Below are 14,289 nucleotides of genomic sequence, written 5' to 3'. Positions count from 1 at the left end.
AGCCTTCGAGCACCAGCTCATGAACCCCGCGGCAGAAGCCGCATAACTCGATGTCCACGAAACGGGGTCAACCCCAGATGATCCGCGCGGGCACCGGCGGTGTGGAGTCTTGCAACAGGGACAGTTGCTGCCGGTACGGTTCGGGCAGCAGATCCGCCCGGGTCGAGAGCACCTGCCCGAACTTGACGAACACCGGTCCCAGTTGCTCCAGGGCCAGGCGCAGGTGCTCGGGACTGGTGTACGGCTCCGCGCGTTGTTCATGTCCCAACAGACCGGTCTCCACCGGTAGCCACCGGTGCAGACCGGCCACCCCGATCCCGAAGCCCAGTCCGTGACGGGCCAGGACCTCGGTGATCTGCCGGTACCGCTGGGCGTGATGGTCGGTCACGGCCTCAGCTCCCCACTGCAGAGGCGGGGCGGCCGTCCGGGCTGGGGTGTGGGGCCGGGGTCGGAGCTGGGGGGAGGGGAACCTTCCAGAACTGTCCGGGGCGGAGGGTTCTCTCCTGGCCTTCGGCGCACACTCGGATCGGTGCGGCCGAGCAGGGATGAAGGCGCATGGCCATGGTGTGCCGGGTGAGGCTGACGGTGATCGGCTGGCCCCGGTACCGGAGCTGGAAGGAGGCCGCTGCCAGCCCCTCGGGTAGCACCGGGTGCAGCCTCAGGGCCTCGTCCCGGATCTCTACACCCGCGTAGCAGCGGATCACCATGTCGGCGGTTCCGGCCATGGCCCCGAGGTGGATCCCTTCACGGGTGGTCCCGCCCTGGGTGTCGTCGAGGTCGGCCCGCAGGGCGTGTTCGAACAAGGTCCAGGACCGGGCCCGATCGGTGCGGGCCAGCACCCAGCCGTGGGCCAGCTGGCTCAGGGTTGAGCCGTGGCTGGTGCGGGCCAGGTAGTAGTGGACCGTGCGGGGAAGGACTTCCGGGGGCAGGGCGTAGCCCAGGCGGAAAAAAAGATTCCGCAGTTCCTCGGCGGAGAACAGGTAGAAGAGCATCAGCACGTCGGCCTGTTTGGAGAGCTTGTAGCGGTTGGTGGAGTCGCCCTCGGCCTGGAGGATGAGATCCAGCCGGCCGATGTTGCCGTAGCGGGCACGGTAGGCCTCCCAGTCGAACTCCTCCAGATCCTCGTAGCCCTCGAACTGGCTGATGATGCCGTCCGCGTGCCAGGGCACGCGCAGCCGTCGGCTGATCCGATCCCAGTGCGCGGTCTCCTCGTGGGTCAGGTGCAGCCGGCGCCACAACGGGTCGCAGTCGTGGCCGGCCAGTAACTCGACGGTCTCCCCGGCGCGGGCCAGGACCCAGGCGGCCAAGACGTTGGTGTAGGTGTTGTTGCGTACCCCCTGGCCCGGGGCGTCCGGGTAGCCGTCGTGGTATTCATCCGGGCCCATCACCCCCGTGATGTCAAAGCGGTCCTCGACGGGGTCGTGGACGGCCAGGCTGCTGAACAGCCGGGCCACCTCGATGATCATCTCCGCGCCGTAGTCGGTGAGGAAACCGATGTCGGCGGTGGCCTGGTAGTACTGCCACACGCTGTAGGCCACGGCCAGTCCGACGTGGCGTTGACGGTGAGAATTGTCGGGCATCCACTGCCCGTTGCGGACATTGAACAGCGCTCTCGGCGTCTCCTCCCGCCCCTCGCTGCCGGACTGCCACGGGAACAGCGCCCCTTCCAGTCCTGCTTCCCGGGCGGCAACCCGGGCCGCCCCGAGGCGTCGATAACGGTAGAGCAGGAAGGACCGGGCCAGTTCGGGGCGGCGCAGGGTGAGCACGGGGTAGACGAAGAGCTCGTCCCAGAAGATGTGGCCGCGATATCCCTCTCCGTGCAAGCCGCGGGCGGGCAGGCCGGCATCCAGGTCCAGGCCCGCTGCCGCGACCGTTTGCAACACGTGGAAAATGTGCAGGTTCAGCGCCCGTTCTTGGGCAGCCCCCGCCTCCAGGCTGATGCCGAAACGGTCCCACAGCTCCGCCAAAGCCTTCTCCTGTTCCACCAGCAGCAGAGCGAACCCGGGCGCCTCGCCGATCTTCGAGCTCACTCCCAGGGCGGGGGTGGAGATTGCCCGGTCCCGGGAGGTGGCCACGACCGCGGTCTTCTCCAGCGTCACCGGGTGTCCGGGGCGCAACATCAGCGTGATCTCATGGCCATGGCCCGTGGTCAGGCGCCGGCCGGTCTGCGCGGATCCGGGGTCGACCCGGGTGCGGGCAGCGGTGGCCACGGTGATACCGGACTGGGTGGTGGTCGCCTGGCAGAGCACCGTTTCCGTGTCCAGCTCCCGGGACTCCACCGGAGCCCAGTGCTCGTCGGCCAACCCGCGATCGGCGATCACGTTGCGGTTGGACACCGCGTTGTTGACGGTGGACTCGACGATCAGTTCCCCGGACCAGTCCTCGGCCTCCACGGTGACCTCCAGGGCGGCCACGTCCGGACGTGCCAGGCTGTGGAGCTGCCGGGAGGTGACCCGGGTGGTGCGACCGGTGGCGTCACGGTAGCGGTTGGTGCGGGTCAGCACCCCGTGGCGCAGGTCCAGGACCTGGTGGTGGGTGATCATTTCCGGGCACCCCGGGTGCAACAGGGCCCCCTGTGTGGGGCGCACGCTCAGGTACGTCCAGTCGGGGGCGTTGACCAGGTGCTCTGTCTCGAACGGGTGCCCGGCCAGATCGGTGGTGCGGCGGTTGTAGACGCCGGCGAAGTAGGTCCCGGGGTAGTGGGTTTCGTCGGCGGTGCTGCCCGGTACCGCCCCGCGGGTGGCCCAGTACCCGTTGCCCAGCGTGCACAGGGCCTCCCGGGTACCCTCCTGGACCGGATCGAACCGGTCATAGACCAATCGCCAGCCGTCGGTCGCGGTGGTGACCGCCCCGCCGCACCACGACCCTCGATGCTCCACCTGCAGACCGTCCTCGGCCAGAGCTACCAGCGGCACCCTCCGGAGGTCCTCCACCACGAGGTGGGCACCGGCTGCCGTCAGCTCAGGGGCACTCCCGGTGCGGTCCACCCCCACCACCTGGCCGAACCCCCCGGCCGCCGCTGCGGCGACCCCGGCGGTGGAGTCTTCAATCACCACGACCTCGGCCGGGGGCACTTCCAGGCGGCGGGCCGCTTCCAGGAAGGCGGCCGGATCCGGTTTTCCCGGCATCCCCAGCCGGTGCGCGTCGGTCCCGTCGACGCGCACGGTGAACATGTGTCCCACCCCGGCCGCCGCAAGTACCGAGGCACTGTTGCTGCTGGAGGTCACCAGGGCTGTGGGCACGCCCCGGGAGACCAGCGCGCCCAACACCACCAAGGCATCGGGAAACGCCCTGACCCCCTGCCGGGTCAGCTCCGCGTCGAAGAGCTCCTGCTTGCGGGCGGCCAACCCGTGGACGGTGCGCAGCTGCGCACCGTCACCGGGCCCGCCCTCGGGCACGCTGAGCCCGCGGGAGGCCAAGAACGTGCGCACCCCGTCCCGGCGGGGGCGCCCGTCGAGGTAGGCCCGGTAGTCTGTGTCCGCGTCGAAGGGTTCCTGCACTGTGGGGGACAGGGCGGGGAGGACCTCGTCGAAGAGGGCCTTCCAGGCCCGGGCGTGCACCCCGGCGGTGTCCGTGACGACTCCGTCCATGTCGAAGATGACCGCACGATACCCCTCGCCCGTGCGCGCCGGGGCCGGCACCAGGTGCTCCAGGCGCATCAGCAGCACCCCTGTCCGCTTGGGTCGCTGGCGCTGGCACTGGCCGGGGCGGAGGGCCAGCGCCAGTCGCTGATCCTGGGGTCGTCCTCTCCGTGGGCCCGGGTGTAGGCGCGGGCCCGCAACCGTTCCTCGACCATGCGTTGCCGCAGCGGGGCGGCTGCCTCGGCCAGGCCGGACACCCGGTCGATGACGTCGATAACCAGGTGGAACCGGTCCAGGTCGTTGAGCATGACCACGTCGAAAGGGGTGGTCGTCGTGCCCTCCTCCTGGAAGCCGCGCACGTGGAAGTTGCCGTGGTTGGCCCGGCGGTAGGTCAGCCGGTGGATCAGGGACGGGTAGCCGTGGTAGGCGAAGACCACCGGACGGCTGGTGGTGAAGATCGCGTCGAACTCCGCCTCCGGCAGCCCGTGCGGATGCTGGCTGGCCGGTTGCAGGCGCATCAGATCCACCACGTTGACCACACGCACGACCAGCTCCGGCAGGTGCTGGCGCAGCAGATCCACGGCCGCGAGGGTCTCCAGGGTGGGGACGTCCCCGGCGCAGGCCATCACCACATCGGGCAGCACCGGCCCACCGCGTGCCCCGGAGTGGACCGGTGAGGCGGCATCGGGAGAGGTCGCTGGTTCATTCCCGGCCCACTCCCAGATGCCCACACCGCGCCGGCAATGCAATGCCGCCTCCTCCACGGACAGGTAGGACAGGGCCGGTTGCTTGCCGGCGACGATGAGGTTGATGTAGTCGCGGCTGCGCAGGCAATGGTCGGCCACCGACAGCAGCGTGTTGGCGTCCGGGGGCAGGTAGACGCGCACGATCTCGGCTTTCTTGTTGACCAGGTGGTCGATGAAGCCGGGATCCTGGTGGGAGAAGCCGTTGTGGTCCTGGCGCCACACGTGAGAGGTCAGCAGGTAGTTCAGCGAGGCGATCGGCCGGCGCCAGGGGATCTCCCCGGCGACCTTTAGCCACTTGGCGTGCTGGTTCACCATGGAGTCCACGATGTGGATGAACGCCTCGTAGCAGGAGAACAGCCCGTGCCGGCCGGTGAGCAGGTATCCCTCCAGCCAGCCCTGGCACAGGTGCTCGGAGAGCACCTCCATCACCCGCCCGGAGCGGCCCAGCCCCTCGTCGGTGGGCAGCATCTGCGCCTCCCAGACCCGGTCGGTGACCTCGAAGACCGCGTTGAGCCGGTTACTGGCCGTCTCGTCGGGGCCCATCAGACGGAAGGTGCGCGGGTTGTCCCGGATCACGTCCCGCAACCAGGTGCCCAGCACCCGGGTGGCCTCGTGAACCGTGGCTCCGGGGGACTCCACGGGCACGGCGTAGTCGCGGACATCGGGCAGCCGCAGGGGCTGCAGCACGGTGCCCCCATTGGTGACCGGGTTCGCGCTCATCCGGTGGGCGCCCTCCGGGGCTAGCTGGGCCAGTTCCGGGACCAGAGCACCGTCGGCGTCGAAGAGTTCCTCGGGGCGGTAGGAACGCAACCACTCCTCCAGCTGGCGCAGATGCTGGGGGTTCTCCCGCAGACCCGACAGGGGCACCTGGTGGGAGCGCCAAGTGTTCTCGGTGGGCAACCCGTCCACCTCCGCGGGCCCGGTCCACCCCTTGGGGGTGCGCAGCACGATCAAAGGCCACCGCGGGCGCTCCGTTACGGTGCCCTCCCGGGCCTGATCCTGGATGAGACGGATTCCCTCGAGCACCTCCTCGAGCACGGCCGCGAACCGTTGGTGCACCTGTACCGGGTCGCTCCCGCTGACCAGATACGGTTCGTGCCCGTATCCGCGCAGCAGGCTCATCAGTTCCTCCTCGGGGATGCGGGCCAGCACGGTCGGGTTGGCGATCTTGTAGCCGTTCAAGTGCAGGATCGGCAGGACGGCCCCGTCGTGGACGGGGTCGAGGAACTTGTTGGAGTGCCAGCTGGCCGCCAGCGGTCCGGTCTCGGCTTCCCCGTCGCCGATGACACAGGCCACCAGTAGATCCGGGTTGTCGAAGGCCGCCCCGTAGGCGTGCATCAGCGAGTAGCCCAGTTCCCCGCCTTCGTGGATGGACCCGGGGGTCTCCGGGGCCACGTGGCTGGGGATCCCGCCGGGAAAGGAGAACTGCCGGAACAAGCGCCGCAGCCCCTCGGCGTCCCGGCCGATGTCCGGGTAGACCTCGCTGTAGGTCCCGTCCAGGTACGCGCAGGCCACCAGCCCCGGGCCGCCGTGGCCTGGTCCGGTCACGTACATCGCGTTCAGGGCTTGGGCCTTGATCACCCGGTTCAGGTGCGCGTAGATCAGGTTCAGCCCCGGGGTGGTTCCCCAGTGGCCCAGCAGCCGGGGTTTGATGTGCTCCAGGGACAGTGGCTCTTTGAGCAGTGGGTTGTCCAGAAGGTAGATCTGCCCCACCGACAGGTAGTTGGCCGCCCGCCACCATGCGTCCAGCCGGTCCAGGTCCTCCTCGCTCAGCGGTGCCTGTGCCACCGGGGGAGGGAGCGTTGTCTTGGGAGTCGTCATCAGGTTCTTCCTCTTCATCTCGCACGAACAGTGCATGGTCATCGCCAGGCGCCGGAGCTGTCCTACCGGCTTCCCGCTGGGGCCAGGTCTGGTTGGACCCGGGCTGCCGACGTCGACTCCGGCGGTTCCGGCAACCGCAGCCGCTTCAACAGCAAGGCATTCATCGCAACGATGACGCTGGAGCCCGACATCGAGATCGCCGCGATCTCCGGGCTGAGCATGATGCCGTAGGCCGGGTAGAAGACCCCGGCGGCGATCGGCAGGGCGACCACGTTGTAGCCAATGGCCCAGGTGAGGTTCTGGCGCATTTTGCGCACGGTGCCAGCGCCGATCCGCAGGGCGATCGGCACGTCCAATGGATCGGAGCGCATCAGCACCACATCGGCGGTTTCAATGGCCACGTCGGTGCCGGCGCCGATGGCGATGCCCAGGTCGGCCTTGGCCAGGGCCGGAGCGTCGTTGACCCCGTCCCCGACCATGGCGACCCGTTTGCCCTCCGCCTGCAGTTGAGCCACTTTGGCGGATTTGTCCTCGGGTAGGACTTCGGCGATGACAGTGTCGATGCCCAGTTGAGCGGCGATCCGCTTCGCGGTCGCCTCGTTGTCACCGGTCAGCATGACGACTTCGACCCCTGCCTCGTGCATCGCGGCCACCGCGGGAGCGGCGGTCTCCCGGGCGGCATCAGCCAGGGCGATCACCCCAGCGGCCGCCCCGTCCACGGCCACCAGCACCGCGGTGCGCCCGGTCGAAGCCAGGGCCTCGCGCTGTCCGGCCACCGGGGCGATGTCGACGCTCTCGGCCACCATCAGCTTGCGGTTACCCACGAATACCTGCCGCCCGTTCACGGTGGCCCCGGCGCCGTGGCCCGGGACGTTGCGGAAATTGCTGGCAGTCAGGGCCGGGACACCGCGGTCCTCGGCGTAGTTCACGACCGCGGCAGCCAACGGGTGCTCAGATTCGCGTTCGACGGCCGCCACGAGGCCCAGGAGTTCGTCCTCGCCGATCCCGTAGGTGATGAAGTCCGTGACCTCAGGCTCGCCCTTGGTCAGGGTCCCGGTCTTGTCGATCACGACCGTGTCGATCCGTGCGGCCGTTTCCAAGGCCGTGGCGTTTTTGAACAGCACGCCTCGTTTGGCGCCCAAACCCGTCCCCACCATGATCGCGGTGGGGGTGGCCAGCCCTAGGGCATCGGGGCAGGTGATGACCACCACGGTGATGGCAAACAGGATCGCCTGGGCAATGCTGGCCCCGGCCAGCCACCAGACAAGGAAGGTGCCGGATCCGCCGATCAGCGCTACGAACACCAGCCAGAACGCGGCCCGATCCGCCAGACGTTGACCGGGTGCCTTGGAGTTCTGGGCTTCCTGGACCAGCGCCACGATCTGCGCCAGAGCGGTGTCCGCTCCGACCTTCGTCGCCCGCACCCGTAAGGTCCCGGTGGTGTTCACCGAGGCCCCGATGACCTCGAAGCCAGTGGACTTGGCCACCGGCAGGCTTTCGCCGGTGACCATGGACTCGTCGATCTCGGACTCGCCATCCTCCACCACACCGTCGGTGGGGACCTTCGACCCGGGACGCACCAGCATCAGATCCCCGGGCATGACCTCGGCGGTGGGGATTTCCACGGTATTCCCGTCACGGATCACCAGCGCCTTCGAGGGTGCCAGCTCCAGCAGGGTGCGGACCGCGTCGTTGGCCCCGCCACGGGCCCGCATCTCCACCCAGTGCCCCAACAGCACGAAGGTGGCCAGCACGGTGGCGGCCTCGTAGAACACTTCGCCGCCACCGGTCAACGTCACGATCAGGCTGTAGACCCAGCCGGCGCCGACCCCCACGGCCACCAAGACCATCATGTCCAGGGTGCGGGCCCTCAACGCCCGGTAGGCGCCGTCGAAAAAGATCCAGGCCGAATAGAAGATCACCGGCAGGGAGAGGATCAGTGCAAGGACGTCATCCCGTAAACCAAACGGGGCCGGGACCGTGAACCCCAATACCTCCCGCCCGATCGGGGACCACAACGTGATCGGCACCGACAGCAGGGCGGCCACCAGGAACCGATTGCGCATGTCACGGATCATGGCCTCCATCGACATGCCACCGCCGCCATGACCCATGACCTCCTGGGCGTCACGAACAACGTGCTGCCCGTGTCCGGCGGGGGCGCCCTCGCCATGGTCCGTGGGGTTCAGCCCCGACCCGGGCCGGTCACCGGTGACCCGGTGACCGGCCCGTCCAGCGACGGTTCCGTGCTCCTCAAGCGGGTCGCACACGTGCTCGGGCACCGACTGGCCCGCGCAGTGGTAACCGCACTCCCGCACCCACCCGGTCAGATCCTTGATCGAGGTCAGACCGGGATCGTAGGTGACATTGGCCGTCTGGGAGACAGGATTCGCCTCCACTCGCAGCACCCCCGGCCGGCGCGACAACGCGGCTTCAGCAACGGCCTTCGACGAGGCCCAGTGCACGCCCTGCACCTCCATGACGGCCGTGGTCTCGTGATCGCTCATGCTGTCCTCCTTCTCTCACCAAACGAATCTCTGCGGAGTGTTTGCGAATCCCCATGCCCGTGGGCGGCCTCTCAAGGCGGTCCACGTCGAAGCAGTCAAGCTGTGCTTTGGTTCGATCGCTCGGGCCAGGCGGCTCCGGGAAGGCTCTGGCCCGTCGACCCTTATCAGGAGTTCTTCTTCAGCCGCGGACCAGCCGAGCGATAGCGTCCACTGCTTCCTGGAGCTTGGCCTCCTGCGCGGGACCGCCCGCGTCGGCAGCTTGGATGAGACAGCGGCTCATGTGATCCCTCAGCAAGACCAGCGCCACCTCGTGCAGTGCCCCGGACACCGCAGCGACCTGGGTGAGGACGTCGATGCAGTGCCGGTCCTGCTCGACCATCCGGGTGATGCCGCGGACCTGTCCCTCGATGCGGTTCAGGCGCCGCACCACAGCTGCCATGTCGGTGGTGGGTTCCATGGCGACTCCTGGGGATCGTACGGATTGCGCCCGTACGCCTTTCAGGGCTACGGGCGCAGCCTCGCTCACTGGGTGCTGGTGTATCTGGCCGGGTCGTCCCGGAAGGACTGGGCGCAGCGGGTCGAGCAGAAGTGGTAAGTGCGGCCCTCGTGCTCGACGCTGGTGGCCGCGGTGGCCGGGTCGATGTTCATTCCGCAGACCGGGTCGACGACCGTTGTGGTGTTCTCGGGCATGGCTTCCTCCCTTGGGGGTGTTCCGGGTTCTGTGATGTCCTCCCGCCCGACTTCCACCACCGGGTCGGTGGGGGTGTGGGCGAGGTCGGGAACGGGGCGTGGGGTGAAGGCGCGCAGCCGGTTGGCGTTGGCCACCACCGACAGGGAGGACAAGGCCATCGCAGCCGCGGCGATCATCGGGCTCAGCGTCCAGCCCAGGGACGGGTACAGGACACCGGCGGCGATGGGGATGCCGACGCCGTTGTAGACGAACGCGAAGACGAGGTTCTGGCGGATGTTGCGCATGGTGGCCCGAGACAGGTCCACGGCGGTGACCACCCCGGACAGCGCCCCGGAGATCAAGGTGATGTCGGAAGCCTCGATGGCCACGTCGGTGCCGGTGCCGATGGCCGAGCCCACATCGGCCTGGGCCAGGGCAGGGGCGTCATTGATGCCGTCCCCGACCATCCCCACTACGCGCCCTTCGTCTTGCAGACGTTTGACCTCACTGGCCTTGTGCTCGGGCAGCACCTCGGCCACCACACGGTCGATGCCGACCTGGCGGGCGATGGCCGCGGCGGTGGCCCGGTTGTCCCCGGTCATCATCACCACCTCGATGCCGCGGTCGCGCAGCGCGGCCACGGCCCCCACGGAACCCTCCTTGAGAGTGTCGGCCACCCCGATCACCCCGGCCGGGCGCCCGTCGACGGCGGCCAGCATCGGGCTCTTCCCGTCCGCGGCCAGTTCCTGGGCGGGGGCGGTGAGCACCTCGGCGTCGATGCCCGCCCCGGTGAGCAGACGCCGGTTGCCCACCAGCACTTCCCGCCCGCCCACCAGGGCGCGGACCCCCTGGCCGGTGACGGAGTCGAAAGCGGTGGCCTCGGGCACGGACACTCCACGCTCCTGCGCCCCGGCGACGATGGCGGTGGCCAGGGGGTGCTCCGAGAAGCGTTCCACCGCCGCTACGAGAGCCAGTACCTCGGTGTCGGTGAAGCCCGGGGCGGGCAGCACATCGGTCAGGGCGGGAGTCCCCTTGGTGATCGTGCCGGTCTTATCCAGCACGATGGTGTCCAGCTTGTGAGCCGTCTCCAGGGCCTCGGCCGAGCGGATCAGGATCCCGGCGGTAGCACCCTTGCCGGTGCCCACGGTGATCGACAGCGGAGTGGCCAGCCCCAGGGCGCACGGGCAGGCGATGATCAGCACCGACACGGCCGCCACCAGGGCGAAGACCACCGCAGGCGGGGGACCGACCAGCGCCCAGACCACGAAGGACCACAGGGCGATGAGGATGACCGCGGGCACGAAGTAGCTGGAGACCTGATCGGCCAGCCGCTGGATGGGCGCCCTGGAACCCTGGGCCTGCCGGACCAGGGAGATGATCTGGGCCAGCATCGTGTCCGAGCCGACCTTGGTGGCGGTGTAGCGGAACGAGCCGGTCTGGTTGATGGTGGCGCCGATCACCGTGTCCCCGGTGGTCTTGGTCGCCGGGATGGGCTCACCGGTGACCATCGACTCGTCCACCGCCGAGGTGCCCTCCACTACCTGCCCGTCTACGGGCAGCTTCTCCCCAGGGCGCACCACGACGACGTCACCGACCACGACCTCCCCCAGGGGGATCTCCCGCTCCTGTCCCTCACGGAGGACCCGGGCGGTGTGCGGTTGGAGCCCGATCAGGGTGCGGATGGCCTCCCCGGTCCCGGCCTTGGCCTTGGTCTCCAGCAGCCGCCCGAGCAGGATCAAGGTGATGATCACCCCGACCGCCTCGTAGTAGACATGCCGGGCCTCGGCCGGCACGAGGCCCGGGGCGATGGTCACGACCAAGCTATAGCCGTAGGCGGCGATCGTGCCCAAGGTGATCAACGAGTTCATGTCCGCGGTGCGGTGGGACAGCGCCAGCCACCCGGTCTTGTGGATAGGCCAGCCGGTGTAGACCATCACCGGGGTAATCAGTGCCAACTGCAGCCACGGGTTCATCAGCACCTGCGGCACCCAGGCCATACCGAACAGCTCCATGGCCATCACCGCCACGACCACCGGCAGACTCAGCACGGCCCCGGCGATCACCCTGCGGCGCAGATCGGCGATTTCCGCCGCCCGTTCCTTCTCCTCGGTGTCCTCCGGCTCCTCCACCGGGCCGTGGCCGTGTGGATGTCCCTGCCCCGGCGCTGGGGCCGGGGGGGTCTGAGTGTCCTCCTGGACCACGACGTGGTCGTGGAAGTGCTCGCCGGCCCCGTCAGCGGAGTCTTCGACGCCAGCCGGGCCCTCGAGGGCCTCGAGGGTGCCGTGCAACATGTTCATCCCGCAGGTGACCTCGTGGCGTCCGGCCGGCAGCCCGGGGATCTCAACCACGGTGCTGCCGAAGGCCGGGACCGCGGTGTCCACCCCGGCATCGGGCACCACGAACCGCTCCGAGCAGGTGCTGTCCTCCTGGCGCAGCAGCTCCAGCCGCAAGGGCACCCCGGCTGCCACGCGCAATTGCTGCGGGTGGTAGCCCCCGCGGATGGTCAGCTGCGCGGTCTGCGCACCATGGTCTATCCGGGCGTGGGTCATTTCCGCCACGGCGGTGCGTGTTGGCCCTGTGGAGATGGCGTCGCCGTCGGTGGCAGTGCCCGGGGCGTGATCCGGTGCCGCCGAGATCGGAGGCGGCGAGGCGCTGTCTTGCTCGTCGACGACGCGGAGGCGACCGTGCAGCATGTTCATTCCGCACGCGAAGCCGTACTCGCCCGGCTCGGTGGGGGTGAACTCCACAGCCGTACGCGCATAGGCGGGCAACGGCTGGTTGATCTGGAAATCCGGGAAGACCACCCGGGACGAGCAGTCCCCAGTCTCCTGCCGGTCGAACACCAGTCGGACGGGCACGCCGGGGGCCACCTGGATCAGATCCGGGCTGTAGCCGCCCTTGACCGTCACCGTGACCGTCTGCATCCCGGACTCCAGCTCGGCCCGGCGAGTCTTCTTCGGTCCGAAGAAGAACCACAGCAGCAGGAGACTCACGACCACTGCCGCGACCACCAACACCCAGTCCTGGACAGTCATCACTCCGCCCCCTTTATACCCCTGGTGGGTATGGGGTCAGTCTAAGGCCAGCAGAGCCGATTATCGGTTGAGTATCCGTGAAGTTTTCATGAAGCTGAACAGTGAGCAGGTCTTCGTGGCAGACCATAAAGCCTGTGTTGGCCCCTGTGGTGATCGGTTACGCCTCCATCCGTGAACGGCTGGATATGCTCGGCCTCGGCCTCTCCTCGCTATCGCGGGATCCGAGAATCATCGTCATCACGTTCCGGCTGCTGGTCGGTGGGTTCGTGCTGTTCACCGGGGTGCTGGTAGCGGTTGGGGCGATCATCCCCACCGCCGAGGAGAGGGGCGCCGGCAAAGAGATCGGCATCTGGACCGTCGCGGCGGTCACCTTCGCCAACGGCGGGGACAACATCGGGGTCTACGTGGCCGTGTTCTTCACCGTGGGCCCGACCGCGATGGTGGCCTAATCGGTCACCTTCCTGGCCCTGATCGCGGTGCTGGTGGCCATCGCCCAGTACGTCGCCACCCGCTAACCCATCGCCGAGGTTGTGGCGCGGTGGGAGCACATCCTGTTCCCGATCGCGCTGATCGGTGTGGTCGTCCTCGTCGAAGGCGGAGCCTTCGGCCTCTAACCCACCCACCCGCCGGCTGAGCTCAGCCCCACAGCGGGACGCCGGCCCCCCGCGCCCGCTCCCGGGGCGGCGTGAACGGCCAGATCGTCCCACCTCCTGCCTGGACGGTTCACTGCCGTTGATCAGGGAATTAGGCTCGGCGGGAATCATGCGGGTGCGCTAAGAGGTGGAGACCATGCCAAAGATGTCCGCCCTGGAGGCCTCCTTCTGTCGCAGCGCGCCGTGGGGTCTTGTGGCCCGGCGGATGGTTCCTTGGGCGACCCAGGGGTTCCCCGTCACCGGGGACGTGCTGGAGATCGGTGGAGGCAGCGCAGCGATGGCCGAGGCCATCACCCGAGCCCATCCCCGGGTGCGGCTCACCACGACCGATGCCGATCCGGTGATGGTCGAGGCCGCGCAGGACCGCCTGGCCGGATTCCCCCTGGCCCAGGCGCGTCAGGCCGATGCCACTCGGTTGCCCTTCGAGGACGAGTCGTTCGACACGGTCGTAAGCTTTTTGATGCTCCACCACGTCATTGAGTGGGAACGCGCGGTGGCCGAGGTGGCCCGGGTCCTGCGACCGGGTGGGGCCTTCGTGGGATACGACCTGCTGGCCTCACCGATGGCATCCCTGGTGCACCGTGCCGATCGGTCACCGCACCGGCTCATCGAACCGGAAGCCTTCGGACCAGCTCTGGACCAGCACGGCCTGGATCCACTCGCCCTCCGGTTGTCCTTCGGCGGTCGGGTCCTGCGCTTTGTCGCCCACAAGCCGGGCAATGCCCAGGACGCTCCCGGCAACGACATCACTTCCAGGAGCAGCCGATGAACAACGCGCCCATCACCCCCGAGGCACTCCATGAGGAGCTGGAGCGGGTTCGCTCGGACTTCCATGCCCTGGTCACTGAAGCGACCCCTGCGGATATGCGCTGGCCCTCGTCGGGCACCCGGGGGACGCAGGTAAATAGAGCGTTCAGGGTCCACAGCAGGGCAAATACCTCAGCTGAGGGCCGGTAGATGGCCCACGAGCAACCACTGCTTTACATATGGCCCGGTTCTCGGACGCCGTTCCCGGCGACCGGGACATTCTGGTGAACAGTCCCGTTCCGGACTGCAGTTTTTCGATCCTTCTGCCTTGTCGGGCGATCTCCGGAGACGGGATGTGGTGGTCAGTCCTACGGGGCCCGTCCTGCCACGTCACTGGCGCGGAATTCGAGGAGCCGGACCCCCGCACCCGAGGCTTCGGGACGAGAAAATGTGGCTCTTCAGGATCCAGGGTGTAGTCGGGGTCTGAACCCGCCGGTCTCCAGCAGCGATCTGGCGATGTAGTTGGTGA

General features: G+C 68.4%; 7 protein-coding genes and 1 pseudogene. 2 read left to right on the top strand and 6 right to left on the bottom strand.

The window, feature by feature from the left end:
* Window positions 1-67 precede the first annotated feature (67 nt).
* The 6 genes from ACPYN7_RS17570 to ACPYN7_RS17545 form a co-directional block, all read right to left on the bottom strand.
* Window positions 68-388 (bottom strand): hypothetical protein, encoded by a 321-nt coding sequence (locus ACPYN7_RS17570; protein ID WP_424348508.1) that lies wholly within the window; start codon window positions 386-388, stop codon window positions 68-70.
* Between the two features lie 4 nt (window positions 389-392).
* Entirely contained in the window at window positions 393-3,659 is a 3,267-nt protein-coding gene (locus ACPYN7_RS17565; RefSeq protein ID WP_424348507.1) for a beta-phosphoglucomutase family hydrolase, read from the bottom strand.
* Window positions 3,659-6,148 (bottom strand): phosphoketolase family protein, encoded by a 2,490-nt coding sequence (locus tag ACPYN7_RS17560; RefSeq protein WP_126349453.1) that lies wholly within the window; start codon window positions 6,146-6,148, stop codon window positions 3,659-3,661. The genes ACPYN7_RS17565 and ACPYN7_RS17560 overlap by 1 nt, the downstream gene beginning before the upstream one ends.
* A gap of 62 nt (window positions 6,149-6,210) precedes the next feature.
* Window positions 6,211-8,655 carry a heavy metal translocating P-type ATPase gene (locus ACPYN7_RS17555; RefSeq protein WP_424348506.1) on the bottom strand — a complete coding sequence of 815 codons (2,445 nt, stop codon included), beginning with the start codon at window positions 8,653-8,655 and terminating at the stop codon, window positions 6,211-6,213.
* A 178-nt stretch (window positions 8,656-8,833) separates the two neighbouring features.
* The gene (locus ACPYN7_RS17550) at window positions 8,834-9,112 is read right to left on the bottom strand and encodes a metal-sensitive transcriptional regulator (RefSeq protein ID WP_424348505.1); all 279 of its coding nucleotides are present in this window, start codon (window positions 9,110-9,112) and stop codon (window positions 8,834-8,836) included.
* 65 nt (window positions 9,113-9,177) lie between these two features.
* Window positions 9,178-12,360 (bottom strand): heavy metal translocating P-type ATPase, encoded by a 3,183-nt coding sequence (locus ACPYN7_RS17545; protein ID WP_424348504.1) that lies wholly within the window; start codon window positions 12,358-12,360, stop codon window positions 9,178-9,180.
* Window positions 12,361-12,599: 239 nt separating this feature from the next.
* On the opposite strand from ACPYN7_RS17545, the pseudogene ACPYN7_RS17540 reads away from it, so the two are divergent.
* Window positions 12,600-12,974, top strand: a pseudogene (locus tag ACPYN7_RS17540) (cadmium resistance transporter); the annotation flags it as partial.
* Window positions 12,975-13,158: 184 nt separating this feature from the next.
* Window positions 13,159-13,782 carry a class I SAM-dependent methyltransferase gene (locus ACPYN7_RS17535; protein ID WP_277872987.1) on the top strand — a complete coding sequence of 208 codons (624 nt, stop codon included), beginning with the start codon at window positions 13,159-13,161 and terminating at the stop codon, window positions 13,780-13,782.
* Window positions 13,783-14,289: the final 507 nt, after the last annotated feature.

Origin of the sequence: Kocuria sp. CH-021 (genome assembly GCF_049716185.1) — a bacterium.
Classification (GTDB): Bacteria; Actinomycetota; Actinomycetes; order Actinomycetales; family Micrococcaceae; genus Kocuria; species Kocuria cellulosilytica.
The sequence above is the reverse complement of the archived record's forward strand: the minus strand, read 5'-3'. Positions and strand labels throughout refer to the sequence as shown.

Bases quoted from the DNA above. Each gene is read 5' to 3' on its own strand.
- ACPYN7_RS17535 (WP_277872987.1), top strand. From the start codon at position 13,159: ATGTCCGCCCTGGAGGCCTCCTTCTGTCGCAGCGCGCCGTGGGGTCTT.
- ACPYN7_RS17555 (WP_424348506.1), bottom strand. From the start codon at position 8,655: ATGAGCGATCACGAGACCACGGCCGTCATGGAGGTGCAGGGCGTGCAC.
- ACPYN7_RS17545 (WP_424348504.1), bottom strand. From the start codon at position 12,360: ATGACTGTCCAGGACTGGGTGTTGGTGGTCGCGGCAGTGGTCGTGAGT.
- ACPYN7_RS17565 (WP_424348507.1), bottom strand. From the start codon at position 3,659: ATGCGCCTGGAGCACCTGGTGCCGGCCCCGGCGCGCACGGGCGAGGGG.
- ACPYN7_RS17550 (WP_424348505.1), bottom strand. From the start codon at position 9,112: ATGGAACCCACCACCGACATGGCAGCTGTGGTGCGGCGCCTGAACCGC.
- ACPYN7_RS17560 (WP_126349453.1), bottom strand. From the start codon at position 6,148: ATGACGACTCCCAAGACAACGCTCCCTCCCCCGGTGGCACAGGCACCG.